The sequence below is a fragment of the Bacillus norwichensis genome (genome assembly GCF_014836955.1).
Classification (GTDB): Bacteria; Bacillota; Bacilli; order Bacillales; family Bacillaceae_C; genus Siminovitchia; species Siminovitchia norwichensis.
Genome location: NZ_JACSPV010000049.1, coordinates 1 through 24469, shown reverse-complemented (window position 1 = coordinate 24469; position 24469 = coordinate 1). Strand labels below are relative to the sequence as shown.

Below are 24469 nucleotides of genomic sequence, written 5' to 3'. Positions count from 1 at the left end.
TCCCTTGTTTATCTTCTATAAGTAGACCTTTGGCACACATTTTAATGACGGTGGGCATCCCTATATATCTAACTGTTTGAAATTCAAACTCTAGAGATAAAGCCGTATAAATAAATGCCTCTATTTTCCATCCAAGAAAGTGGTAACATTCAATTCTTGGTGTTTCTGTTTGATCATCAATGCATTCATCTCACCACTTACAGAAGTGGGAGACTCCCGCTGAATGAAGTGAAAACTTAGCGGTTTTAATCAGGAACTTACCCCACATTCATTACGACATACACACATCATTATTGGCCGAAGTCGATGTAGGATTGGAACAGTCATGGACAGGTTGGGACACACCAACGAAAGCACGAGCAAAAACGTATATCTTCACGTTACGAAAAAAATGAAAAAAAGAGGCCTCTCAAAAGTTTGCTCAACTAATGAGAAGCCTAAAATAATATCCACTATGTTAGCATTGTGCTTTTTCTTACATAAACCCCTTGTGCCACAAGGGACTCAGGGATGTATTACATCATTCCGATGATGATATCACTAAAAAAGTTTATCTACACACAACCGAAGCTGTCAGAAAAAGAGACGCGGAAAAGTTTGCTAATCTGATGAATGGCGTATTAGATTTTGATTAAATATGTCAAAAAATGGTCACGGGGCTATCCCATGACCATCTAGGTATTGATATTATCATGTTTTGGTGCGTTTATTACATCATTCCAGGCATTCCGCCCATGCCGCCCATATCAGGCATGCCCATTCCGCCGCCCTCTTCAGGCTTGTCAGCAACCACTGCTTCAGTTGTAAGAAGCATAGCAGCTACGGATGCAGCGTTTTGAAGCGCGTAGCGAGTAACTTTTGTTGGATCAACGATACCAGCGTCGATCATGTTTACCCACTCACCGTCAGCAGCGTTGAAGCCGATGCCGATTTCTTCTTTTTTCAGACGGTCAACAACGACAGATCCTTCAAGACCAGCGTTTTGAGCAATTTGACGTACTGGCTCTTCAAGCGCACGAAGTACGATTTTGACACCAGTAGCCACATCGCCTTCGCCTTCGATCCCAGCTACTTTATTGTAAACATTAACGAGGGCAGTTCCACCACCGGAAACGATGCCTTCTTCAACAGCTGCACGAGTAGCGTTCAATGCGTCTTCGATGCGAAGTTTGCGCTCTTTCAACTCAGTTTCAGTTGCAGCACCAACTTTGATGACAGCTACGCCGCCAGCAAGTTTAGCCAAGCGCTCTTGAAGTTTTTCCTTATCGAACTCAGAAGTTGTTTCTTCCAGTTGCGCACGGATTTGATTTACGCGGCTTGCGATGTTCGCAGAGTCGCCAGAACCTTCAACGATTGTTGTATTTTCTTTGGATACAACAACTTTAGCAGCGCGTCCAAGAGATTGGATTGAAGCTGTTTTCAGGTCAAGGCCAAGATCTTCAGTGATCACTTCTCCACCAGTCAAGATAGCGATATCTTCAAGCATAGCTTTGCGGCGGTCACCGAAGCCAGGAGCTTTAACAGCAACTGCGTTGAATGTTCCACGAAGTTTGTTCACTACAAGTGTAGCCAGAGCTTCACCTTCAACATCTTCAGCGATGATCAACAAAGGTCTGCTTTGCTGAACGACTTGCTCAAGAAGTGGAAGTACTTCCTGGATGTTAGTGATTTTCTTGTCAGTGATCAAAATGTATGGATCTTCAAGAATCGCTTCCATTTTGTCAGAGTCAGTTACCATGTAAGGAGATGCATATCCGCGGTCGAATTGCATACCTTCCACTACATCTAGCTCAGTAGTGAAACCTTTTGATTCTTCAATAGTGATAACACCATCGTTTCCAACGCGCTCCATTGCTTCAGCAATAAGTTGCCCTACTTCTTCATCACCAGAAGAGATGGAAGCAACTTGAGCGATGGACTCTTTGTCTTCGATTTGCTTGGAAATGTTATGAAGCTCTTCTACAGCAGTAGCAACCGCTTTTTCGATTCCTTTGCGGACGCCGACTGGGTTCGCTCCAGCAGTAACGTTTTTCAAGCCCTCTTGGATCATTGCTTGAGCAAGAACAGTAGCTGTAGTTGTTCCGTCACCGGCTACATCGTTTGTTTTGCTTGCAACTTCAGATACAAGCTTTGCACCCATGTTTTCAAATGCATCTTCAAGCTCGATTTCTTTTGCAATCGTTACACCGTCATTTGTGATGAGCGGAGAACCGAATTTTTTCTCAAGAACAACGTTGCGTCCTTTTGGCCCCAAAGTAACTTTTACTGCATCAGCCAATTGGTCTACACCGCGAAGCATCGCACGGCGTGCATCTTCGTTAAACTTAATGTCTTTAGCCATTTAAAATTCCTCCCTATCGTTGAATTCTCTCATATAAAAAAGCGTTCTTTTTATTAGCCGATAACAGCCAATATGTCAGACTCACGTAAAATTAAATATTCAGTACCTTGGTATTTCACTTCTGTACCAGCGTATTTAGAGAAGATGATAGTGTCTCCTTCGGATACTTCCAGTGCAACACGCTCACCGCTGTCAAGTACACGTCCAGTTCCAACAGCAACTACTTTACCTTCCTGCGGCTTTTCCTTCGCAGAATCCGGAAGAACGATGCCGCTCGCTGTTTTCTCCTCTGACTCCACCAGTTCAATGATTACACGATCCCCAAGTGGTTTTAACAAGTGAAACAACCTCCTTAAAGTATATGTAGATTTTTCATTAGCACTCTAACACCCTGAGTGCTAACACAAGTATTATATTAAATAATTTGTTTTCCATTTGCAAGCCTTATCCATTCATTTTTTAAAAAAGTTTCTCCATAATTCGAGTTCACCCGTAATAGGTATTTTGTCAGAATGTAGTATTTTGTCGGTCCAATTAACTATTCTGCACAAACAACAGGGGTCTGACCCCCGCCACGATAACGCGTTAAAGCGTTGATTACGCTCTAGAACACGTTTTTCAAAAATAATTGTCGTATTGATTCACCCTATAAATTCGCTTATAATTGTGTTAATCATCAGAAGTAACAGAAAAATCTCCGACCTCAGAATGATATAGAAAATAACAAGGGGGAAAAACATTATGAAAAAGGTATCACGCTTTTGGTCACTGGGGTTTCTCTTACTGGGATTGACTGTCCTATTACTTGGCTGCGGAAAAGGTACAGACGATGCGGAACCTGCGAGTGGCAGTGACGGCAGTAGCGATGGCAAGAAAAAACTTGTTGTCGGAACAGATGCTACATATGCACCAATGGAGTATATGGATAGTAGCGGAAATATTGTTGGTATTGACATCGATATTGTGAAAGCGATTGCGGAAGAAGCTGGTGTTGAAGTTGAATTTAAGAATATCGGCTGGGAGCCGCTTTTTCCTGCAGTAGAGAACGGAGAAGTGGACTTCGCAGTTTCTTCTATTACCATCACAAAAGAGCGCCAGGAAACCTTTGATTTTTCCGAACCATACTACATCGCTAACCAGGTTATTCTTGTAAAAAAAGGATCGGATATTAAATCATTCCAAGATTTGAAAGATAAGAAAGCTTCCGTTCAAATTAACACAACCGGCCATACAATGATGAAAGAAATTCAAAGCAAGACAAGCTCTAAAATCATAGCAGCCGAAACAATGCCGCTTGCTATTGAGGAGTTACTTAATGGAAATGCGGACGCATCTGTTGGAGACAACTCCACAGTTAACGAGTACATTAAAAATAATCCGAACGTGGAAGTTGAAATCATTGAAGATGACAGTGCCGAAAAAGAATACTACGGCTTAATGGTCAAAAAAGGAAACTCTGAAATTGTTGACATACTAAATGAAGGTATTCAAAAAATCAAAGAGAATGGAAAGTTGAAAGAAATCGCCGGCTTTGATGTTGAGTAAGAAGTCACTCCTTAGTCTATGAACATCGTCTACTCAATCTGGAGGTGGTTACAATAGATTTTCTAGATATTCGTCTTGATATGATTTGGAGCTACAAGGAGTTGTTTATCCGGGGATTGTGGATTACCCTGGCACTCACCGCGGTCGGATATGTAAGCGGAATCATTTTAGGCTTGTTTATTGGAATAGGCAAGCTTTCAAAAAGAAAATGGATCTATTATCCTTGTAAATACTATGTAGACTTTTTCCGTGGAACACCGCTTTTGGTGCAGATCCTGCTTATCCACTTAGCTCTTATCCCGTCCGTATTTGGACACTCCCTTGGATATTTTGTATCTGGAGCGATTGCTCTTGCACTTAACTGTGGAGCCTATAATGCGGAGATCATCCGGGCAGGAATCCAATCGATCGAAAAAGGACAGATGGAAGCTGCTAGATCACTTGGTATGCCAAGAAACGTTGCTATGAAACATATCATTCTTCCGCAAGCGTTCCGGCGGATGGTCCCTCCTCTTGGGAACGAATTAATCGCATTATTGAAAGACTCATCTCTCGTCACTGTTATTGCAGCAAACGATCTACTCTACGCGGGTAAAGTTGTCGCTGGAGCTTACGCCAGATTCTGGGAGCCCTATATAACAGTTGCCATCTTATACTTAGTCCTCACCTGGTTATTTACAAAAGTGATAACCTATGTGGAAAAACGTTTCAGCAATAGCTACATTCCGCGGCAAAGGAGACGAATATTCACATTCGGCCGCTCAGCAATAGAGGTGAACAAATGATTAAAATTCAAGGGCTTCATAAATCGTTCGGACAACTGCAAGTCTTAAAAGGGATCGATTACGAAGTAAATGAAAAAGAAGTCATCTGTGTCATCGGACCGAGCGGATCGGGAAAAAGCACCTTCCTTCGCTGTATTAACCTATTGGAAGAGATCACAGATGGTTCCATTTATATTGATGGTGTCAAAATAAACGATTCCAAAACTGATATAAACGAAATTAGGAAAGAAGTGGGAATGGTTTTTCAGCAGTTCAATCTCTTCCCTCATATGACTGTGCTTGACAACATCACAATTTCTCCAATTAAAATTAGGAAAATGGCTCGTCGTGACGCCGAGGAACTGGCACACCACTTGCTTCAAAAGGTAGGACTTGAAGACAAAGCAAATGCCTATCCCGAACAATTATCAGGAGGTCAGATGCAAAGAGTCGCCATTGCCAGAGCGTTGGCGATGAGACCAAAAGTCATGCTGTTTGACGAACCCACCTCCGCCCTTGACCCTGAGATGGTCAAAGAAGTCCTTGATGTCATGAAACAATTGGCAATGGATGGAATGACCATGGTTGTTGTAACGCATGAAATGGGGTTTGCGAGGGAAATGGGAGACCGCGTATTGTTCATAGACCAGGGGTTTCTTGTTGAAGAAGGACCTCCTGAACAGATTTTTGGCTCACCTAACAATGAGAGGACAAAGGCCTTTTTGAGTAAAGTTTTATAGTATTCTACCAAAATCCAAACCATCTCTTACTGGATGGCTTGGATTTTTTTATACTCTCAGGCCATCTGCTGGGTCTCTATTTGGTATGATAGAGTAAGATACGCAAATGGAGATGAACGCCACGTGGATTTGTTTTTAATCGTATTACCTGTTTTTTTAATATTTTTTGCAGGCTGGCTTGGACAAAAGCTCATTGGATTTGATATAAAATCTATTTCGAAAGTGGCGCTTTATTTGATGTCGCCATTTCTCGCCTTCCGTACTTTTTATACAAATGAAGTCACGATGGACTATATTTATATCTTTCTATTCTGTTGTCTTTTATCGTTCATTCTGATTGTAGTCACTTGGATAACTGGCTTGATCATGCGAGCGGACAGACCGAAGCTCTCGGCAATGATTCTGGGCGGAGCGTTTATGAACAGCGGAAACTATGGCGCACCTGTCGTCCTGTTTGCTCTCGGGGTAGTTGCCTTCGATTATGCAGTCATCATGATGGTTTTTCAGTCATTTTTGATGAACTCGATTGGAATCCTAGTGGCGTCGATTGGTGGAAAGGAAAATGCGTCTATCCGGGATGCTGTCATGCAAGTGGTGAAGATGCCTGTCATTTATGGAGCTATCCTTGGTCTTGCTTTACAGCTTCTTTCTATTCATCTGCCGGATACCCTGATGAATGCCGTCGAACTCGTTGCAGACGCCTCCATTCCGACGGTCATGCTTGTACTTGGGATGCAGCTGGCTGCCATACAAAGAAAGAGGGTCGCCTATAGGTACGTCTCAGCTACTGTTGGCATCCGTATGATTGTGTCACCGCTGCTTGCCCTTCTTATTTTATATTTCTTGCCCATGAATGATTTGATCAAAGCCGTACTTTTCATCCAAGCGTCTATGCCAGCCGCAGCCAATACGACTCTGCTGGCCATTCAATTTGATACGGAGCCTGATCTGGTTTCATTTACAACATTCATCACAACGATTGTCAGTTTGCTGACGATTCCATATGTGCTATTCCTTGTAGGAGTATGAGCCTCGAAGGCTCCCGGTTTGAATCCCTAAGTATTTATTAGTAAAATGGAATTTGCGGTTTTCATATCGGTGAAAGGGACTTAACTTTATGAATAGAAGATATATCTTGATTGTCATGACCTATATTGCTATGCAGCTATCCGGCTTGATCGGCATGCCGCTTTTTTATGCGATCGGAATAAAAGGATTCAACCTTTCTCCTAAAGATGCGGAGATCCAAGCGACAGGTTATTGGCTTGTTTTTAGTTTTTTGGTCGGACTAGCCATCGTATTGTTTCTTCTCCGGAAAAGTGAAAAACACAATAAACTTGAACAGGCTGCTCCCCTTTCATTAGGTCTGTCTCTTGTTTGGGCTGCAGGCGGGATTTTCATGGCCTTTTTTGCACAAGTCATCGCAGCAAGCATTGAACAGATGATTGGAGTAAAACCGGGGTCAGAAAATACTCAGGAAATTTTAAATTTGATTGATCTCTTTCCTGCAATTGTTCTGATCAGCTCCATTATCGGGCCAATCCTGGAAGAAATCGTTTTTAGAAAAGTCATCTTCGGGACGCTCTACAACCGACTGCCATTTGGGATGGCGGCAGTCATCAGCTCTATCATCTTTGCTTTTGCACATATGGAGCCAATCCACTTGATATTGTATACAGCAATGGGATTTGTCTTCGCTTTTTTATATGTACAAACTAAAAGGATTATCGTTCCAATTATCGCTCATGTCATGATGAACACACTTGTCGTTGTGGCACAGCGGTTCATCCCGGAAGATATGGAAAAAAATATTCAAAGCTTTATACACTTGTTGCAGTGGATGGGAGGTTTCTTTTTATGAGGTCGCCGTTATTTTCCGGCTTGATCTATATCACGCTTGGAGTCGTATTCACTTTTTTCGCCGTTCAACAAGTAAAGTTGAACGAATGGGGTTTCATGGTATACTTACTGATCGTTTTAGCCACCTTCGATTTTGGGGCAGGCTTTCGAATGATCTCTCTCCACTTCCGCTTAAAAAATGGACAAAAAAAATAAAATCAGGTGAAGGACAACCTCTCTCGGTTTCCTTTCACCTGATTTTTTTCATCGACAGCACTTTGCGCCCTCAATACCTTCAAATAGCTACTAGCCGATCATTATTAATAGCGCTGATAAATTCATGAAGCCGCTTTTTGGTCCTGGATAAAATCTCATCATCAAGAAACGGGCTTCCTTCCAATCTCTTATCTATTTGGCTATCCAATACATAAAGCCCCTGTAAACTATACCCTTTTAAAGAAGCAATGAGCGGTTTCAGCGAAAATTCAACTGCCAATAAATGTGCCGGGCTACCTCCTGTCATCAGTGGAAAAACGGGTTTATTCTTAAACGCATCTTGTGGGAGGACATCAATCAATGTCTTCAAAGCACCTGAATACGCTGCTTTATAAACCGGTGATCCGATAATGACACCAGCTGCTCCTTGAATGTCATTAGAAATTCTTTCAATGACCGGGCTGTCAAATTTGCCATAGATCAAATCCTCTGGCGGTACATCTTTGACTGATATATACTGTATGGAAAAACGCTCCTTCTCTAGCAATTCTCCTAAATACTTCAATACTTTATCGGATCTTGAAAATGCTGATGGACTTCCCGACAAAATTACAATATGACTCATTTCATTCCCTCTCCTTATCAAATACGCCTTGGCTTATTTGCGCCCAAAAATCTATGACATCCCCCCGAGGCTTTAACCCCCACTGAATGGAATACTAGTATGCATTCATCTCATCACTTACAAAAGTGGGAGACTTCTGCTGAATGGAATTAAATCCTGTTGAGCTGCTTTTCTTTTGATGCAAAACGATTTTCTGGAACCTGTAAACCGAGATGTTCACGAAGGGTGTCTCCCTCGTAATCCAGGCGAAACAACCCTCTCTCCTGTAAAATTGGAATAACATGCGTTACGAAATCATCCAAATCTCTCGGCAAAAGCGGAAATTGGATCATGAATCCATCTGCCGCTTTTTCTGTGAACCATTTTTCTATTTCATCAGCTACCTGCAGAGGTGTCCCGATAAAACCATCGCGTTTTGCCGCTCCAAAAAATCTCGTATATAAATCTCCGACTTTCAAATTCTCTTGATCAATTATTTTCTTCATTTCATTAAACTGGCTTTGAATACTGTTCACCTTTGGAAACTCTACTTCTCGTGCGGGAGTATCTAGTGTATATTTGGAAAAATTCACATTTCCCATATATCCCGAAACAAACCTTAAACTTTCATAAGGATCAACTAGCTGTTGAAGCTCATTATATTTTCGAATGGCTTCTTCTTCCGTTTCCCCGACAATTGGAGAGATGCCATGAAGAATGTGAAGCTCATCTTCTTCTCTATCAAATTCCTTAAGTTGTGACTTCAGTTTTTGATAAAACTGTTTAGCCTCTTCAATATCATCCCAATGAGTAAAAACAACTTCCGCTGTGCGGGCCGCCAACCGCTGTCCTGGAACAGAGGCCCCAGCTTGAATAATCACTGGCTGCCCTTGCCTCGACCGTGCAATATTCAATGGACCTTTTACCTGAAAATATTCTCCTTCATAACGAAGCTCATGTACTTTCTTCGGATGATAGAATTGCCCGCTTTCCTTGTCATAAATGAACGCATCATCTTCCCATGAATCCCAAAGCCCTTGAACTACATCAATGAATTCTTCAGCTCTTTCATAGCGATGATCATGTTCCCAATGTTTCTTTTTGCTAAAATTTAGAACTGTTTCTCCTGTGGCGTCTGCAGTCGTGACAACATTCCAGCCAGCCCTCCCGCCGCTAATATGATCGACTGATGCAAATTGACGTGCTAGCGTATAAGGTTCGCTATATGTCGTCGAAGCTGTCGCACCCAGCCCGATTTTTTCGGTTGTCGCGGCCAACGCGGTAATTAACACAATAGGATCAAAACGATTTAAGATATGTGGATGCGACTCATGATTAATCGCCAAGCTGTCGGCAATGAAGGCGAGATCAAACTTCCCTTTTTCCGCAATTTGGGCTAATTTCTGCAGAGCTTTCACATCAATGCTTGCATCCGGACTCGATTGCGGGTGTCTCCATGCAGTGAAATGCATGCCTGATCCGATCAAATATGCTGCCAGCTTGATTTGTCTTTTCCGTGCCATTTAAAATCTCTCCTTATCAGTTGGAGTATGTCTCTTTATAAGTACTCAGCTCATCAAGCGAAATAAATGTTGGCAAGTAATTTCCTTTGTATTCCTCTTCAATGAATTCTGCGGTCTTTTCCGATTGATAAAGACCAACGATTTTCTTGAAAATTTCGTTATCTTTATCTTCACTCCTTGCCGCAATAATGTTAATGTATGGTTTTGCTGTTTTACTTTCATGGATGAGTGCATCAGCTAAAGAAAGACCTGCCTCCATTGAAACGCCATTATTAATAATAGAAGCATCCGTATCTTCCATCACCCGTGGAGCACTTGCCCCATCCACAGGAACAATATCAATATTTTTCGGATTCTCTTTGATTTTGTCTTCTCCGCCATTACCATCAAAATCATCCACCACTTTTAACAGCCCAGCTTCTTGCAGCAATAACAATGCTCTGCCCCAATTGGATGCATCATTTGGCACCGCTATTTGAGCTCCATCCGGAAGTTCGTCCAAGGAATCGTATTTTATGGAATATAAACCGAGTGGCGCAATGATTGTCGTTCCAATCGGAACAAGATCGGATTCCGTATTCTCAATAAAAGCATCTAAATAAGCCACATGCTGAAAAGAGTTGAGATCGATATCCCCTTCTGCTAACGCTTGGTTCGGATCAACTGCCGAGGAAAAATTGACTACCTCGATATTAATACCTTCCTTCTTGGCTTCCTCCTTCAAATAATCCCAAACCCTTGTATGATTACTCCTAATCCCAACTTTTACTGTTTCTTTTTCTGCCTTCGTTGTATTGTTAGAGCATCCTGTCAAAAGCATTCCAAGAATCAATATGGATATCAACCATTTTTTCACCATTCATGCCCCTCTCTGTTGTCCCCCGCATTAATCCGCTCTTCTAATTTTCCTTTCCAGGAAATTCCCTATACTTTGAATCCCTTGTACAAGCAAAACAAGGATCACAACTGTCACAAAAATCGTAATTGTACTAAACCGCTGATAACCGTAGGTTATCGCCACATCACCAAGACCACCGCCTCCTACAGCACCCGCCATCGCTGTAGCACCGATCAATCCAATCGTTACAGTAGTTAAGCTCAATATTAAAGAGGCGAAGGCCTCCGGAAATAAGAACCGGCGTATGATTTGAAATGGAGAGGCTCCCATCGCCTTTGCCGCTTCAATAATCCCCTCATCCACTTCAAGTAATGAATTTTCCACGAGCCTGGAGAAGTATGGGCCGATATGAAGGACAAGTGGCACAATCGCAGCTGTCGTTCCAATTGACGTCCCGACGATAAGCCTAGTGAACGGAATGATAGCGACGAGTAAAATGATAAATGGAATCGAGCGGAACGTATTGACAATCGGATTCACTATGGAAAAAACCCAGCGATTTTCCAATATGTGCCCTTTCCTTGTCACGACCAGCAAAACGCCAAGGAATATCCCGAGAATGCCCCCGAAAAATAACGAGATACTAACCATGTAGAGCGTTTCCCGCAAGGCGTTCAAAATTAACTCTGTGCTGACTTCCATCATCCAGAACCTCCTTCACTTCGATATTTTGCGTGGTGATGAATTGCAACGCACGTTCAATTTCATAATCCTTTCCTATCAATTCCACGATCAAGTGACCAATCGGAATTCCTTGCAACTCCGAAATGTTTCCGAATAATACATTGATTTCCACATCATAGCTTTTTGCCGTTCTGGATATGATAGGCTGCCCTGAACTGAATCCGATAAAATTCATTTTAAAAATTCGACCAGGCTGTTCATTAGATTTTGAAAAAGGATAGACACTTTCTGGAACCTCATCTTGGACAACAGTCCGGACGAAGTTACGCGTCGTCTCAGTTTTGGGATGAGCAAAAATATCAAATGTCGATCCGCTTTCAATGATTCGGCCGTTTTCCATAACCGCCACCCTGTTGCAAATTTCTTTAATGACTTCCATTTCATGTGTAATGATTAAAATCGTGATCTTATATTCTTCGTTCACTCGCTTCAACAAATCCAAAATAGAACGCGTTGTTTGTGGGTCCAAGGCCGAAGTGGCTTCATCGCATAACAGAATAGAGGGATTCGTCACAAGTGCCCGCGCAATCCCCACTCTCTGCTTTTGTCCTCCTGATAGTTGGCCGGGATAATTTTGCGCCTTATCTTCCAGCCCGACAAATCGGAGAACTTCATGGACACGTTTCTCTATCTCCTTTTTCTTTCTCCTACTAAGAATTAATGGCATAGCGACATTCTCAAAAACACTCTTGGAATGAAGCAAATTAAAATGTTGGAAAATCATCCCAATATTCTTTTTAGCCTTCCGCAGTTCCTTCTCCGACATTTTTACCAAGCTTTTTCCTTCCACAATTACTTCACCCGAAGTAGGATATTCCAGTAGATTGACCGTTCGGATCAATGTGCTTTTTCCGGCACCACTAAAGCCAATTACTCCAAAGATATCTCCCTTTTCCACCGTCAAATTTACATCCTTTAGTGCCTCGATCTCTTTTGCTCCACTTCTGAACACTTTTGAGACCTGGCGGAATTCAATCATGGAAAATCTCCTCCCATTCTGTATGAAAAGCGCAAAGTTGGCAGTTTCTCGGTCACAATTTAACCCGATCTCTCTGCCCCTCACTAGACAGTCTCATCCTGCTGTTTGGTGATTCCTTCACGTTTGCTTGGATCAGGGCATAACTTCTGTCCCTACACACCTAGACCACATACTGAAACATCTAATTTTTTTTTATTTTCCAGATCCGAGCTCCTGCGACTAGTAGACTTCCTTATCCTCCCTACGATATGTCAACATCGGCTTTTTAGTAGCTTCGCTATATTTCCTTTATCTTGCGTCGCTCTCCGGTTCACATTAAAAAGCAGGTACCACTGCTCCTTTATATTTATCTAAAATAAATTCCTTCACTTTTTCTGTTGTCAGAGCTTCAGCAAGCTTCTTAATAGCTTCATCGTTCTGATTATCTTTCCGTGAAACTAAAATATTGACATAAGGAGATTCGTTTCCTTCAATAATCAATGAATCCTCAAGAGGTTGAAAACCGCCTTCCAAAGCATAGTTCGTATTAATTGCAGATGCTTCTACATCATCAAGAGAATGAACTAAAACTGCACTATCAACTGGTATAAACTTCAGCTTTTTTTCATTTTTCACAATATCAGCAAGCACATAATCCCCTGATTTAGACTTATCAAGCTCAATCACGTCATTAGTTGCCAAGAGCTCCAACGCTCGGGAGAAATTTACTGGATCCTTCGGCAATGCTATTTTCGCACCCTTTGACAAATCCTTGATTGAGTCAATTTTCTTCGAATAAATGCCAAATGGTTCGATATGGATTCCTTTCACATTAACAAGATCCAGTCCGCTGTCTTTATTCACCTGCTCAAGGTATGGCGTGTGTTGGAAGAAGTTCGCATCCAACTCTCCATCTGCTGTTTGCTGGTTTGTTTGAATACCGTCAGAAACGATTGAAATATCCAATTTAATTCCTTCTTTTTCCAAATCAGGCCCGATAAATTCAAGGATTTCAGCATGTGGTGTAGACGAAGCTGCTATTTTCAGCGTTACATCGTTCTCTTTTGCTTCTTTATCAGGATCTTTTGCTGAAGTTTCCTTTTGAACGCCGCAACCAGTCACAAATAGTAATCCACAAGCCGCCAACAATATGAATAGTCCCTGTTTAAAATTCATTTTCTATCCCCCGTTTTTTTGTTCAGATCAAATCTGTAACACTTGATCAACCGATCATCTGTATAAATTTCCTTGGACAGATCACGGATGAAACCAAAACCTTCATATAATCTGATGGCCTGTTCCATCGTATCAGTCGTGTGCAAAAATACACTGGTTGCCCTTTGAGTTTCAAGGTAAGATATGGCCGCTTTTAAAAGCTTTCTTCCTACTCCTAGTCCTCTTGCCTGGGGATGGACGCCCAAGAAACGAATAATGGGAGCATCAATTTGAACATCCCATTTCATGTAAGCTTTTTCGGCTGACGGAAACAGCTGCAAACTGCCAAGTATCTCCTTATCCCGTTTGGCGATCAAAAGCTTATCAATATTTGGGTGATCAATGGAGGAAATCAGTTCCTTCAAATAGTCCGTCCACCGCTCCGGATCAAATACAGCTTCAAACTGTTGATAACTATCAACCAGCACCCTACGTACCATCTCTTTGTCCTTTTCCTCCATTTCCTTAACAAGAATTGACCGATTCATTAGACAAGTCATCACTACCTCCTATTATTCACATGAAAATAGTCTGATTTAGGTTTTGAATTTTACTATGCCCGCTCTATGATTCTCTCTTCGGCAGGCACAGGACTTAACAGTTCAAACGATCGAAGCCGTTCCCTTTCCTTTCTGATGGGGGTGTGAAGAATAAATTCATCGATATGATATCTTTCATGAAGTCGAGCGAGTGCGGCTTTAACTGTACTTGCAGTTCCCGCTATTATATCTGCTTTGATCTCCTTTATTTCAAATGGTTCAGTTGCCTGTTTTTTATAGGCTGTGACCTGTCGGAGCGATTGGACTTTCAAAGTTTGGCCGCTGTTCAGATGGATTTCATATAATCCATGTTCATTTGCCAGTTCTTCCGCTGTTTTTTGATCTGGCGCTGCCAGAACAGCAACGGCTGCTATGAAGGTTCCCTGCGGATAATTTTCATGATATATTTTGGCCGCTTGAGCTAATACTTTTTCATTGCTGACTAAGAAATTGGCGAATACAAAATGCAAGCCCAATTCTGCCGCAAGCCTTGCACTGGTTGCACTGCCCCCCAGGAGGAAAACCCCCGGCTTGATAGGCGGTCTAGGCAAAGCCTGTATTCCCGCAAGTGGATGGTGCTCCTCAACTGTATCATCCACAAGCGCTTTGACAAATGTTAGACGATCCGCAAAATCTGTTCCATCATTTTCGGTTCCATATTGCAAAGCTTTTGTTGCTAAAGGCAGTCCACCAGGTGAAGGACCAACCCCTAGATCAACCCTGCCTGGTGAAAGGGCTGATAATACGTGGAAATTTTCCACCACCTTATAAGGACTGTAGTGCTGTAGCATGATTCCTCCTGCCCCAATCCGGATATACTTTGTTCGGGCAAGTAAATGTGATATGAGCACTTCCGGTGAAGAGCCCGCAACATCCTCCATATGATGATGCTCAGCCACCCAAAAACGTGAATATCCCCACTCCTCTGCTTTACGAGCAAGATGGATGGTTTGCTGTAATGCATCAAATGTATTTCTCCCTGGAAAAACAGGACTTTGATCAAGTATTCCAAGCTTATAACCCATTATCTCTCTTACCTCCCTGTCTTTTTTAGAAAAAAAGCATCCTTCCATTCGCGTTGAATAGAAAGATGCCTTTAGTTGTCTAATCGGCAAACATATTTATTTTTTTCCATCATTGTGCCTTCCTTTTCTTTGCTTCCATTTTATAACGCTTTTTCTCTGTCGTATCGATCTGTGTCACTTCTCCATCATGAACGGTAATCACTAATGATCCGTACTCAAGCTTGCTCAAAGCAGAAACGATGTCATTCACAGCATTTTCATCTACTTTTGCCAACATACTCCCCTCCTAAGCCCCAAAAATAAAAACCTCTTCTTAAAATACAAATAAGAAGAGGTTTTGCCGTAAAATTCAATGTTCTCTTCTTATCTTTCAAGCTTTTCAAGCTTGCTGGAATTGGCACAGTACCAATGTGGTCTGCTGCCGAGGCTTCAAAGGGCCAGTCCCTCCACCTCTCTGGATAAGAAAAATTTATTTAATTAGCAATTTTTTACATCTTGGAATTCATGTGACTACATCGTATCCTATGCCAAATAATCTGTCAAGAAGAAATTTTAAATTCATTAAGAAAAGTGAAAGACGTGCGCCTTAAGATGAATTTTGATGTGGGAGTTCCTCAGTCACCACAGTAAAACTGCTCATGTCAATTGAATCGCTAAAAATGTTGTGCCGCAGGAGCACTGCTTCCGCATGGCTTGGGGCTTAGCTTTCCGGTGTTAACTTTGTAAGCGAGTCTACTCGATAGGCGCTGTTGCTGGACGTGGCATTGTGCAATAAATATATTATTCACTCCTTAGAATTTTATAATTTCTTAAACATCAAAAAAGCACCCTACGACTGTAAGATGCCTGTATTGTTATTGCTGTTCAGTTAATGTACGCTCATGCTCCGCTTCCGCAGCCTGCGCCTTTTTGTAGCCTATTTTTGAAATCCATATACTAATTTCATAAAGAAGAAGCAAAGGCACAGTCACCATCATATGCGAGATGACATCCGGCGGGGTAATAAATGCCGCTACCACGATTAAAACAAAATATGCATATTTACGGATTTTCTTCAATAAAGCCGGCGTTACAATTCCGAGCCGCGTCAAGAATAACATGACAACAGGTAATTGAAAAAGCACACCAAATGGGATGGTGATCTGAAATAAAAAATGGAAATACTCATTGATTCCAATTGTTGTCTGGATCTCCATATTCCCCGATAAGCTCATCATGAAGCGAATTACAAACGGAAAAAGAACAAAGTATGAAAACAGGACTCCCGCTAAAAATAAAGTGACGGAAACAGGAATATAACCAAGCGTCACTCTCCGTTCCTTCTCCAATAATCCAGGGCTGATAAACGCCCACACCTGATATAAAATAACCGGCGAAGTTATAATAAATGCCAGCACAAACGCCATTTGCATGAACACCTTAAACGGATCGGTCACCCGAAAGGCATTCATTGTTATCTCTTGTGCAACACTTGCATGTTGAAGCCATTTAATAAGTGGCTGTGATAAAAAAAAGCTGACAACAACCGCCAGCACAAAGAAAACGACTATAATCATCAGCCGTTTTCTTAATTCTTCTATATGATCAAGAATCGTCATATCCTTCTGATTCATGTCGTTCATCCTATCACTTTTCGGAGTCTTTCTTCTGTTCCTTTTCATCGTCGTCTGCCAGCCCTTTAGTTGCATTCTTGAATTCACGCAACGTGCTTCCCGCTGCTTTACCTAGTTCCGGTAACTTCTTTGGACCAAAAATCAATAGAGCTACAAGTGCGATAATAACAAAACTTCCTGGACCTATACCCATGGGGTCCACCTCCTCATACTATTATTTTAACGGAAACCTATTTATTTAGCCATTTAATTTCTTTTTATCCTGTGAATTTTCCGTGTCCTCATTGGGATAATTTTTTAAGAAATAAATGAGCGACTGGAGCTCAACTGCCAAATCAATATGATGGACTCGAATAGAAGACGGGACATTGAGCCGCGCAGGTGTAAAGTTTAAAATCCCTTTCACATTTGCCTGTTTAATTCGGTCAGTAATTGTCTGAGCGGCACTTGCAGGAACAGTCAAAATTGCAACCGTTATCTCTTCCTGCTTAAGCCTCTCTTCCAATTCATCCATATCATAAATTTTGACACCACAAATTTCTTTTCCGACCTTTTCTTTATCCACATCAAAAGCCATTTCAATCTTTGTATTATTATTTTTTAAAAAATTATAATGTAAAAAAGCCGTTCCCAAATTTCCAACACCAATTAAAGCAACTTTTGCAAGTTCATCCTGATCCAACGTTTTTCGGAAAAAAGTAAGCAGATAGTTTACATTATACCCATATCCTTTTTTTCCAAGCGCCCCAAAATAAGAAAAATCCCTGCGAATTGTGGCGGAGTCAACCTTGACCGCTTCGCTCAGCTCAGCAGACGAAACCCTTTGTTTTCCCGAAGCGTGTAAATTTTTCAAAAACCTGTAGTAAAGCGGCAGCCGTTTGGCTGTTGCCTGTGGTATTTTTGTCGTTTCTTCGTTCATTATCCAATCCCCCAAGAACTAGATGCCAATGATTTATATGCGAAATGCCAGTCAGTTAACCAAGACTGCCGGCAAGAAACCCAAAAACTAACCTAGCGACGATAATCTTTACTGGATACCCCACCTGTCTTCTCTATTAAAAAAGTTGGTCCAATCACCATTCCTTTGTCAATAGCCTTACACATATCGTAAACGGTCAGCGCTGCAGCAGAAACGGCTGTTAATGCCTCCATTTCGACACCGGTATTTCCGATTGTTTTCACAGAAGCCTGGATAATAAGCTGTTTTTGATCAGCTTCACCATCCTGCCATTGAAAAGAAAAATTAATACCTTTCAAAGGAATCGGGTGGCACATCGGAATGATATCCCATGTCTTTTTAGCCGCCATAATACCAGCAACCTGAGCGACTGCCAAAACATCCCCTTTTTTTACCTTATTTTGGTTAATATGTTCATAAATCGTGTTGTTTACTTCAATACTTGATTGGGCGATGGCTGTGCGGACTGTCTCAGGTTTTCCGCTTACATCTACCATTTGAGCCCTACCTTGTTCATTAAAATGAGTCAGTTTATTCAAGCTCAACACCTCATATCCATCATACACTATTTTGTCAAGCCTGTCTTTTCTAGTTAGTGACGAAAGTATAACTTGTTATGGAAAATTCTATTGAAAAGAAGCTTTTTCTTTGTCGAGCTGCGACGTACAGGAAGTACTAGTGCAAGCGAAGTCACCGAATGTGGCGGGCCAGCCCTAGCCCCGCAAGGATCAAGCCGCTTCCCTGTGGTGGCTGAAGAACTGCCTCCTCGGGAATCGTCCTGTCTGCCCGCGCTGACCGAGACACTTGCGCTTTTCTTATTAGTGACAATTTGTTGATTGTCAAAAACTGAAAAAATGGTACACTGTCTATGATTAGAGGTGTAAAATCATGCAATTGTTACAGGTACAGCAGATCGACAAATACTTCGGTGCCGATCTGATTTTATCAAACATAAAGCTTGAGCTCCATGACAGGGATCGGACTGCGCTTGTAGGCAGAAACGGCGCAGGCAAATCCACTTTACTCAAAATCATTGCTGGCGAATTATCCTATGATTCAGGTCAGATTATAAAACCAAAAGATGTGACGATAGGGTATTTGTCACAGCATACGGGTTTGGAATCTAACTTGACGATATGGGAAGAGATGCTTTGTGTATTCGATGATGTTAGGGAAATGGAACAAAAACTTCGCGGCATTGAGCAAAAGATGGCTGATCCTGACAATTATCAGCTGGAAGGTGCCTATGAAAAATTATTATCTGAATATGATCGTCTTCAGGAGGAATTCAAAGAAATTGGTGGGTATCAATATGAATCTGATATCCGCTCTGTTCTCCATGGGTTCAGATTTTTTGAAAAGGATCACCATACTCATATATCGACACTTAGCGGCGGACAGAAAACACGTTTAGCATTAGCCAAACTTCTTTTAACGAAACCTGATCTTCTCATTTTAGACGAGCCTACAAACCATTTAGATATAGAAACTATGGCATGGCTTGAAAAATATTTGCAAAATTATCCAGGTGCGCTTCTTCTCGTTTCACATGACCGTTATTTTTTAGATCAAATCGTAACACAAGTGTACGAGCTATCTAGACATGAAATTTCCATTTTTCATGGAAACTACAGCAAATATTTAGAGCAGAAAGCTGAAAGATATGAGCGGGATATGAAGCTTTTTGAAAAGCAGCAGGGAGAAATAGCGAAGCTCGAGGATTTTATCCACCGAAATTTGGCAAGGGCGTCAACAACTAAGCGTGCGCAAAGTCGGCGCAAACAACTGGAAAGAATGAGAATCATGGACAGACCTGCCGGTGATGAAAAGTCTGCTGATTTCTCTTTTTCAATTGAGAAGCAAACTGGAAATGACGTTTTTTCACTTGTTGGAGGGACTGTTGGATATGACGGAAATCCTTTGGCTAAAAACATTGAACTTTCGCTCACACGCGGTGACAGCATTGCCCTTGTGGGACCTAATGGAATCGGAAAATCCACTTTGTTGAAAACAATCATTAAAAAACTGCCGCTTTTATCAGGAGAAATGAAGTACGGATCCAATGTCCTGATTGGCTATTACGATCAGGAACAGGCTGATTTATCATCCAACAAAACGGTACTGCAGGAGTTGTGGGATCACTATCCGTTGACTAGTGAAAAAGACATTCGGACCGTATTGGGGAACTTTTTATTCAGTGGTGACGATGTATTGAAGACTGTTTCTTCATTAAGCGGCGGTGAAAAGGCGCGCCTTGCTTTAGCCATCTTGATGCTTCAGAAGGCCAATCTGCTCATACTGGACGAGCCGACGAACCATTTGGATTTAGACAGCAAAGAAGTGCTTGAGAACTCGCTTGTGGATTACCCGGGGACAATTTTATTCGTTTCCCATGACCGCTATTTTATCAACAGAATTGCGACAAAGGTTATTGAGCTCTCAGAAAGCGGAACAGAGGAATACCTTGGGGACTATGATTATTTTCTTGAGAAAAAAGAAGAAATGAGCGAGCTTGAAAGATTAGCACAAGAACAAACAGAAGAAAAAAGCAACACTCTTTCAAAAACTGTGGATAAAAATTCGTATGTGCAAGAAAAAGAACTGAGGAAACTGGAGAGGCAGCGAAAACGAAGAATCTCTGAGATCGAAGAACGCGTCGAGCAGCTAGAATCCCAGTTAGCGGAAAAAGAAAAGCTACTCTGCCAACCTGATATATATGAAGATCATGAACAATCGCTAGCCATTCATTTGGAAGTCGAAAAGCTGAAGGAAGAAGTCGACCAGCTTATGGGAGAATGGACTGAGCTTTCGGAAGAAATGGATTCTTAAACGGGCCCTGCGTGTGCGGGCCTGTTTTTTCACTCATCTACCCTTAGAACCCCAAAATCCTGACTCATTATTCACAGATTTACTCACAAACTCATCTCAATATTTATCAGTTATGAACAAACATATCCACATTATCCACAAACACCTGTTGATTAATCCACATTTCCCACAGGTTTGTGGATTAATTATGTATAACTTCTAATTTTCATTAATTATTATTCACATTTCCACAAATTCTTAAAAGTCAAACATAAGTATGCATATCTATACAGAAAAATCACTGCAAGGCTTGAAATATAAAAAGCAGATGGGACCTAGCCACCTGCCTTAATCAAATACGCCCAGATTTTATCGAGTCCTGCTCGATAAAATTCCTCTAAAAATCTGTGATATCCACCGGAATTTCTTTCAGACGGGGTTTGTACCCCCACTGAATGGAACCCCATACGCTTTCATCTCACCACTTACAGAAATAGAGGGCTTCTGCTGAATGGAATTAAAAGTTCTCTATATCCAACCCAGGATTCGCATTCATATCAAGCTTGCCCCTTTTTCCAGCCTCAAACAGCATGCTTCCTGCTGCGCCAATCATTGCAGCATTATCTGTGCATAAGTAAAGCGGTGGAATTATAAGCTCAACTTCATCTAACTCGCTGAAAGCTTTCTTCAAGGAAGTACGCAGTCCCTTATTGGCCGCGACTCCACCAGCAAGAAGTACCTGTTTCACACCGTATTCCTTGGCTGCTCGAACTGTTTTTGTCGTTAAAACTTCAATAACACTTTCTTGGAAGCTAGCAGCCAAATCCTCTGGGGATATCTTTTCCCCTCGCTGTTCCGCATTGTGCAACGTGTTGATAACTGCTGATTTTAATCCACTAAAGCTGAAATCATAAGATCCTTCTTCAAGCCAGGCTCTTGGCAACTGAATATTAGGAGTTCCCTCCTGAGCAAGTTTATCAATATGCGGGCCACCAGGATAAGGCAAATTCAAGGTTCGCGCCACCTTATCATAGGCTTCCCCCGCAGCATCATCTAGCGTCTCACCAATCACTTGAAAAGCACCGTCTTTTTCCATATAAATCAGTTCTGTATGACCGCCTGAAACGACAAGCGCCAATAAAGGAAATGTAAAGTCGTTGATCAGCCTGTTCGCATAAATGTGACCGGCGATATGGTGAACCCCAACGAGCGGTTTATTCAAACTAAATGCTAGGGCTTTCGCCGCATTAACTCCCACAAGAAGGGCACCAACTAACCCAGGTCCTTCTGTAACAGCAATCGCATCAACATCATCAAAGGTGATGTTCGCTTCTTTAATAGCTTCCTCAATGACAATCGTAATCTGTTCTACATGATGCCTTGATGCAAGCTCAGGAACAACTCCTCCAAATCTACGGTGGCTCTCAATCTGAGATGCGACCACATTGGAAACAATCTCTGTTCCATTTTTTACTACTGAAGCTGCCGTTTCATCACAGCTTGTCTCAATTCCCAATACAATTAATTCTTTCTTACTCATAAATTCACCCACATAACCAGCGCATCTTCCTTGTTATCAGTATAATAACCTCTTCTAATGCCGCCTTCCTGGAATCCTAGCTTTTTATATAAAGATTTTGCAATTAGATTGCTGACACGAACCTCTAGTGTCATTGTTTTTCCTCCGGCTTCCTTAGCCAAACTCATTACTTTGCACAGTAACTTTTCTCCAAGCTTGTGTCCACGAAATTCAGGAAGAATGGCTATGTTTGTTATGTGTGCCTCATCCAATATGAGCCAAACGCCGCAGTAACCTGCTTGTACACCATTTACCTCTATAAACACATAAGAAGCAAAACGATTATGGGCAATATCATTATGAAAAGCTTCCTCAGGCCACGGTGCTGAAAATGAACGACTCTCTATATGATAGAGCTTTTGAATATCCTCCAATGTAGCAAGACGAAACGATATATTCCTAATTATTTCCGTGCTGCGATCAATCATTGGTCCTTTTCCCCTGTCTCTCCAGCCATTTAGCCTCAGCTTCTACTAGCCGGATATAATTTGGAGTAAACGCATGAATATTTTCTTCAGGCCGGTTAATCCCCAACAAACCAAGCTCACCTGGCCTGGGATTGAATCCCCCAACTGTGACAAAATGAGCCTTTTCCCCAAGAGTAGAACGGAAAGTCTCACTGTGAATGCCAATATCATTGCCAACAAATAAAACAGATTCACCAGTTTCCCTTAATATCTCTGCCCACTCCACTGCGGGTATGTTCTGATCTTCTTTTATCATAACAGGATCTTGTCCTTCAACCCGATAAAGACCTGTATAAATCAATCCGCGCCTTGCATCAAAAAGAGGTGAAATCACCCCTGGAAAATACCGTCCCGAAGCTGCCAGAACCGCCAAGCTTGAGACACTGGATAGTGGAATACCTAGACTCCAAGCCATCGTTTTCGCAATCGTAACACCAATCCGGACGCCCGTATACGACCCTGGCCCACCCGCCACAACAATTTTATCTAATTCAGAGGGTTTTGTTTCGCAGTCAGCAAGAAGGCGCTCAATGGCAGGCATAACACGGATACTGTGATTTTTCTTCAAATTTGTTATATATTCACCAATGACTTTCGTCTCGTCTACAAGACCAATACCAAGCACATCATTGGAAGTATCAATTGCCAGGATTTTCATCAAAAAACTCCTTACATAAAACTTCATACCTTGTCCCTGTTGGTTTAAAAACAATCCGTCTACAATTCTGGTCTACATGAAAAATGCATAAAGACAGATGGCTTTGCGGCAGCTGATCTTCAATAAACTGCGCCCACTCCACCACAGTTACACCATCACCATAAAAATACTCATCAAATCCCAGATCTTCGAACGAATCCTCCAAACGATATACGTCCATATGATATAACGGAATCCGACCATGATACTCTTTAATAATTGTAAAGGTCGGGCTGTTTACATTCCTCTTTATTCCAAGACCAGAAGCCAAACCTTTAGTAAAAGTTGTTTTTCCCGCACCAAGATCACCCTCAAGAAGTAAAACATCCGACGGTTCCAATAATTTTCCTAATCGGCGAGCAATCTCCGAGGTTTCTTCTGAATTACTTGAGAATATTTCATACGTCTTCATAAAAGACTCCTTAATTGATTATACAAAAAAACCTTAGGCTCCTCTACCTCCCCTAAGGTTAACTTTGTTTATTTTATTAAATAAGAAGGTAATTGCGGGGGCAGGATTTGAACCTGCGACCTTCGGGTTATGAGCCCGACGAGCTGCCAGACTGCTCCACCCCGCGACGATAAAAGATGAAATTAAGCTTGTCTTGATTATTATAATGAAAGTGGCTGAGAAAAGCAAGAAACTTGCTAAGGGAATACGCTCTTATTGTAACTTTTGAGCGTTTCGAGTTATTAAAGGGGGAAAAACGGTACTAATGCCGATATGAGTTGCACGATTTTAATTTGTGTATAATCCGTGTTTTGGAATGCGAAATGAGCATCGGCTTCCAAGCTTTAGATTATGGCTGCTCTATCTTGAGTTGCAAGGCGGTTATTGATTTAGTCAAGGCTGATATTTTTCGCTTTCGACTGTTATTGATTTGGTCCTGGATTATGCTTAACGGATTCGAACTGGTTGTTGCTTTAGTTTCTGGATTAAGCTTTTCGGCTTCGAACTGGTTATTGTGCGAAATCTGGGGGATTCGTGCGAAAATCAGGTTTATCGTGCGATTTTTCATTTTATCGTGCGAAATTGGAGATGATTGTGCGAAAACAGCTCCTGATTGTGCGAACGGGTCTCTAAAGAAATGAATTATTTCTTTTCTTAGCCTTTAGCTCATATTTTTCACTTCGAACTGGTTGTTGCTTTTGCCCTGGGATCATCTTTTTGGCTTCGAACCGGTTATCGTGCGAAATCTGGAGGAATCGTGCGAAAATCGGGTTTATCGTGCGATTTTTCGTTTTATCGTGCGAAATTGGAGGTTATCGTGCTAAAACAGCACTTGATTGTGCGAACGCCTGAAAAGGGAAACTTTTCTCCACAAAAAAACATGAAGCCGATTGACTCCATGTTTTCTTTATTGCCCGGCGACGTCCTACTCTCACAAGGGGAAGCCCCTCACTACCATCGGCGCTGAAGAGCTTAACTACCGTGTTCGGGATGGGAACGGGTGTG

Annotated in this window: 26 protein-coding genes, 1 tRNA gene, 1 rRNA gene and 1 riboswitch; of the genes, 7 read left to right on the top strand and 21 right to left on the bottom strand. The window is 41.8% G+C overall.

Going from position 1 to position 24469, the window contains the following annotated elements:
• Positions 1-709 precede the first annotated feature (709 nt).
• Together groL and groES are read right to left on the bottom strand one after the other, a co-directional pair.
• Positions 710-2341 (bottom strand): chaperonin GroEL, encoded by a 1632-nt coding sequence (gene groL / locus H9631_RS19135; RefSeq protein ID WP_191815643.1) that lies wholly within the window; start codon positions 2339-2341, stop codon positions 710-712.
• A gap of 53 nt (positions 2342-2394) precedes the next feature.
• Positions 2395-2679: a co-chaperone GroES gene (gene groES / locus H9631_RS19130; protein WP_120118277.1), complete on the bottom strand. Its 285-nt coding sequence runs from the start codon at positions 2677-2679 to the stop codon at positions 2395-2397.
• Between the two features lie 403 nt (positions 2680-3082).
• On the opposite strand from groES, the gene H9631_RS19125 reads away from it, so the two are divergent.
• From H9631_RS19125 to H9631_RS19100, 6 genes are all read left to right on the top strand, one after another.
• On the top strand, positions 3083-3886 hold the full coding sequence (locus tag H9631_RS19125) for a basic amino acid ABC transporter substrate-binding protein (RefSeq protein ID WP_191815641.1): 804 nt from the start codon (positions 3083-3085) through the stop codon (positions 3884-3886).
• 53 nt (positions 3887-3939) lie between these two features.
• Positions 3940-4671 carry an amino acid ABC transporter permease gene (locus H9631_RS19120; protein WP_191815658.1) on the top strand — a complete coding sequence of 244 codons (732 nt, stop codon included), beginning with the start codon at positions 3940-3942 and terminating at the stop codon, positions 4669-4671.
• A complete protein-coding gene (locus H9631_RS19115) occupies positions 4668-5390 on the top strand; it encodes an amino acid ABC transporter ATP-binding protein (protein WP_191815639.1) in 723 nt (240 codons plus the stop codon). The genes H9631_RS19120 and H9631_RS19115 overlap by 4 nt, the downstream gene beginning before the upstream one ends.
• Positions 5391-5513: 123 nt before the next feature.
• Complete coding sequence (locus tag H9631_RS19110) at positions 5514-6419, top strand: AEC family transporter (RefSeq protein ID WP_191815637.1); 906 nt, start codon at positions 5514-5516, stop codon at positions 6417-6419.
• A gap of 88 nt (positions 6420-6507) precedes the next feature.
• Positions 6508-7251: a CPBP family intramembrane glutamic endopeptidase gene (locus H9631_RS19105; RefSeq protein WP_191815635.1), complete on the top strand. Its 744-nt coding sequence runs from the start codon at positions 6508-6510 to the stop codon at positions 7249-7251.
• Positions 7248-7445: a YdiK family protein gene (locus H9631_RS19100; RefSeq protein ID WP_191815634.1), complete on the top strand. Its 198-nt coding sequence runs from the start codon at positions 7248-7250 to the stop codon at positions 7443-7445. The genes H9631_RS19105 and H9631_RS19100 overlap by 4 nt, the downstream gene beginning before the upstream one ends.
• A 79-nt stretch (positions 7446-7524) precedes the next feature.
• Here H9631_RS19100 and ssuE read toward each other — a convergent pair whose 3' ends face one another.
• The 13 genes from ssuE to moaC all read right to left on the bottom strand — a co-directional run bounded on the left by ssuE (position 7525) and on the right by moaC (position 18001).
• Positions 7525-8070 (bottom strand): NADPH-dependent FMN reductase, encoded by a 546-nt coding sequence (ssuE, locus tag H9631_RS19095; protein WP_191815632.1) that lies wholly within the window; start codon positions 8068-8070, stop codon positions 7525-7527.
• A 149-nt stretch (positions 8071-8219) separates the two neighbouring features.
• Positions 8220-9572 carry an LLM class flavin-dependent oxidoreductase gene (locus tag H9631_RS19090; protein ID WP_191815630.1) on the bottom strand — a complete coding sequence of 451 codons (1353 nt, stop codon included), beginning with the start codon at positions 9570-9572 and terminating at the stop codon, positions 8220-8222.
• 16 nt (positions 9573-9588) lie between these two features.
• Entirely contained in the window at positions 9589-10431 is an 843-nt protein-coding gene (locus tag H9631_RS19085; protein ID WP_225221158.1) for a MetQ/NlpA family ABC transporter substrate-binding protein, read from the bottom strand.
• Positions 10432-10458: 27 nt separating this feature from the next.
• Positions 10459-11115, bottom strand: a complete 657-nt coding sequence (locus H9631_RS19080; RefSeq protein ID WP_404801758.1) for a methionine ABC transporter permease — start codon at positions 11113-11115, stop codon at positions 10459-10461.
• Positions 11054-12133 (bottom strand): methionine ABC transporter ATP-binding protein, encoded by a 1080-nt coding sequence (locus H9631_RS19075; RefSeq protein WP_191815628.1) that lies wholly within the window; start codon positions 12131-12133, stop codon positions 11054-11056. Before H9631_RS19075 ends, H9631_RS19080 begins: the two co-directional genes overlap by 62 nt.
• Positions 12134-12448: 315 nt before the next feature.
• Positions 12449-13288 carry a MetQ/NlpA family ABC transporter substrate-binding protein gene (locus H9631_RS19070; RefSeq protein ID WP_191815626.1) on the bottom strand — a complete coding sequence of 280 codons (840 nt, stop codon included), beginning with the start codon at positions 13286-13288 and terminating at the stop codon, positions 12449-12451.
• Positions 13285-13827, bottom strand: coding sequence for a GNAT family N-acetyltransferase (locus H9631_RS19065; RefSeq protein ID WP_191815624.1), 543 nt, complete (start codon positions 13825-13827; stop codon positions 13285-13287). The genes H9631_RS19070 and H9631_RS19065 overlap by 4 nt, the downstream gene beginning before the upstream one ends.
• A 53-nt stretch (positions 13828-13880) precedes the next feature.
• Complete coding sequence (locus H9631_RS19060) at positions 13881-14891, bottom strand: LLM class flavin-dependent oxidoreductase (protein WP_191815622.1); 1011 nt, start codon at positions 14889-14891, stop codon at positions 13881-13883.
• Positions 14892-15000: 109 nt separating this feature from the next.
• Positions 15001-15165, bottom strand: a complete 165-nt coding sequence (locus H9631_RS19055; RefSeq protein ID WP_191815620.1) for a YezD family protein — start codon at positions 15163-15165, stop codon at positions 15001-15003.
• Between the two features lie 86 nt (positions 15166-15251).
• A riboswitch (SAM riboswitch) is annotated at positions 15252-15356 on the bottom strand.
• A 389-nt stretch (positions 15357-15745) separates the two neighbouring features.
• Positions 15746-16504, bottom strand: coding sequence for a twin-arginine translocase subunit TatC (gene tatC / locus H9631_RS19050; protein ID WP_191815618.1), 759 nt, complete (start codon positions 16502-16504; stop codon positions 15746-15748).
• A gap of 13 nt (positions 16505-16517) precedes the next feature.
• The gene (locus H9631_RS19045; RefSeq protein WP_191815616.1) at positions 16518-16697 is read right to left on the bottom strand and encodes a twin-arginine translocase TatA/TatE family subunit; all 180 of its coding nucleotides are present in this window, start codon (positions 16695-16697) and stop codon (positions 16518-16520) included.
• 45 nt (positions 16698-16742) lie between these two features.
• Positions 16743-17423 (bottom strand): redox-sensing transcriptional repressor Rex, encoded by a 681-nt coding sequence (locus H9631_RS19040; RefSeq protein ID WP_191815614.1) that lies wholly within the window; start codon positions 17421-17423, stop codon positions 16743-16745.
• A gap of 92 nt (positions 17424-17515) precedes the next feature.
• Positions 17516-18001: a cyclic pyranopterin monophosphate synthase MoaC gene (moaC, locus tag H9631_RS19035; RefSeq protein WP_191815612.1), complete on the bottom strand. Its 486-nt coding sequence runs from the start codon at positions 17999-18001 to the stop codon at positions 17516-17518.
• A gap of 349 nt (positions 18002-18350) precedes the next feature.
• Between moaC and H9631_RS19030 the strand changes: the two genes are divergently transcribed.
• Positions 18351-20291 carry an ABC-F family ATP-binding cassette domain-containing protein gene (locus H9631_RS19030; protein WP_191815610.1) on the top strand — a complete coding sequence of 647 codons (1941 nt, stop codon included), beginning with the start codon at positions 18351-18353 and terminating at the stop codon, positions 20289-20291.
• Positions 20292-20787: 496 nt separating this feature from the next.
• On the opposite strand, the gene tsaD is transcribed toward H9631_RS19030, so the two are convergent.
• From tsaD to rrf, 6 genes are all read right to left on the bottom strand, one after another.
• Positions 20788-21810 carry a tRNA (adenosine(37)-N6)-threonylcarbamoyltransferase complex transferase subunit TsaD gene (gene tsaD, locus H9631_RS19025; RefSeq protein WP_191815608.1) on the bottom strand — a complete coding sequence of 341 codons (1023 nt, stop codon included), beginning with the start codon at positions 21808-21810 and terminating at the stop codon, positions 20788-20790.
• Positions 21807-22277 carry a ribosomal protein S18-alanine N-acetyltransferase gene (gene rimI, locus H9631_RS19020; RefSeq protein WP_191815607.1) on the bottom strand — a complete coding sequence of 157 codons (471 nt, stop codon included), beginning with the start codon at positions 22275-22277 and terminating at the stop codon, positions 21807-21809. Before rimI ends, tsaD begins: the two co-directional genes overlap by 4 nt.
• A complete protein-coding gene (gene tsaB / locus H9631_RS19015; RefSeq protein WP_191815605.1) occupies positions 22270-22974 on the bottom strand; it encodes a tRNA (adenosine(37)-N6)-threonylcarbamoyltransferase complex dimerization subunit type 1 TsaB in 705 nt (234 codons plus the stop codon). The genes rimI and tsaB overlap by 8 nt, the downstream gene beginning before the upstream one ends.
• Complete coding sequence (tsaE, locus tag H9631_RS19010) at positions 22955-23425, bottom strand: tRNA (adenosine(37)-N6)-threonylcarbamoyltransferase complex ATPase subunit type 1 TsaE (protein ID WP_191815604.1); 471 nt, start codon at positions 23423-23425, stop codon at positions 22955-22957. Before tsaE ends, tsaB begins: the two co-directional genes overlap by 20 nt.
• Before the next feature lie 92 nt (positions 23426-23517).
• A tRNA-Met gene (locus tag H9631_RS19005) sits at positions 23518-23591 on the bottom strand.
• Between the two features lie 785 nt (positions 23592-24376).
• Positions 24377-24469 (bottom strand): 5S ribosomal RNA (gene rrf, locus H9631_RS19000); the annotation flags it as partial.

What these genes read in the sequence shown, in the direction of transcription:
- groL (WP_191815643.1), bottom strand. Translation starts at nt 2,341, where the DNA reads ATGGCTAAAGACATTAAGTTTAACGAAGATGCACGCCGTGCGATGCTT.
- H9631_RS19125 (WP_191815641.1), top strand. Translation starts at nt 3,083, where the DNA reads ATGAAAAAGGTATCACGCTTTTGGTCACTGGGGTTTCTCTTACTGGGA.
- H9631_RS19115 (WP_191815639.1), top strand. Translation starts at nt 4,668, where the DNA reads ATGATTAAAATTCAAGGGCTTCATAAATCGTTCGGACAACTGCAAGTC.
- H9631_RS19105 (WP_191815635.1), top strand. Translation starts at nt 6,508, where the DNA reads ATGAATAGAAGATATATCTTGATTGTCATGACCTATATTGCTATGCAG.
- H9631_RS19100 (WP_191815634.1), top strand. Translation starts at nt 7,248, where the DNA reads ATGAGGTCGCCGTTATTTTCCGGCTTGATCTATATCACGCTTGGAGTC.
- ssuE (WP_191815632.1), bottom strand. Translation starts at nt 8,070, where the DNA reads ATGAGTCATATTGTAATTTTGTCGGGAAGTCCATCAGCATTTTCAAGA.
- H9631_RS19090 (WP_191815630.1), bottom strand. Translation starts at nt 9,572, where the DNA reads ATGGCACGGAAAAGACAAATCAAGCTGGCAGCATATTTGATCGGATCA.
- H9631_RS19085 (WP_225221158.1), bottom strand. Translation starts at nt 10,431, where the DNA reads ATGGTGAAAAAATGGTTGATATCCATATTGATTCTTGGAATGCTTTTG.
- H9631_RS19080 (WP_404801758.1), bottom strand. Translation starts at nt 11,115, where the DNA reads ATGATGGAAGTCAGCACAGAGTTAATTTTGAACGCCTTGCGGGAAACG.
- H9631_RS19075 (WP_191815628.1), bottom strand. Translation starts at nt 12,133, where the DNA reads ATGATTGAATTCCGCCAGGTCTCAAAAGTGTTCAGAAGTGGAGCAAAA.
- H9631_RS19070 (WP_191815626.1), bottom strand. Translation starts at nt 13,288, where the DNA reads ATGAATTTTAAACAGGGACTATTCATATTGTTGGCGGCTTGTGGATTA.
- H9631_RS19065 (WP_191815624.1), bottom strand. Translation starts at nt 13,827, where the DNA reads ATGACTTGTCTAATGAATCGGTCAATTCTTGTTAAGGAAATGGAGGAA.
- H9631_RS19060 (WP_191815622.1), bottom strand. Translation starts at nt 14,891, where the DNA reads ATGGGTTATAAGCTTGGAATACTTGATCAAAGTCCTGTTTTTCCAGGG.
- tatC (WP_191815618.1), bottom strand. Translation starts at nt 16,504, where the DNA reads ATGAATCAGAAGGATATGACGATTCTTGATCATATAGAAGAATTAAGA.
- H9631_RS19045 (WP_191815616.1), bottom strand. Translation starts at nt 16,697, where the DNA reads ATGGGTATAGGTCCAGGAAGTTTTGTTATTATCGCACTTGTAGCTCTA.
- H9631_RS19040 (WP_191815614.1), bottom strand. Translation starts at nt 17,423, where the DNA reads ATGAACGAAGAAACGACAAAAATACCACAGGCAACAGCCAAACGGCTG.
- H9631_RS19030 (WP_191815610.1), top strand. Translation starts at nt 18,351, where the DNA reads ATGCAATTGTTACAGGTACAGCAGATCGACAAATACTTCGGTGCCGAT.
- tsaD (WP_191815608.1), bottom strand. Translation starts at nt 21,810, where the DNA reads ATGAGTAAGAAAGAATTAATTGTATTGGGAATTGAGACAAGCTGTGAT.
- rimI (WP_191815607.1), bottom strand. Translation starts at nt 22,277, where the DNA reads ATGATTGATCGCAGCACGGAAATAATTAGGAATATATCGTTTCGTCTT.
- tsaB (WP_191815605.1), bottom strand. Translation starts at nt 22,974, where the DNA reads ATGAAAATCCTGGCAATTGATACTTCCAATGATGTGCTTGGTATTGGT.
- tsaE (WP_191815604.1), bottom strand. Translation starts at nt 23,425, where the DNA reads ATGAAGACGTATGAAATATTCTCAAGTAATTCAGAAGAAACCTCGGAG.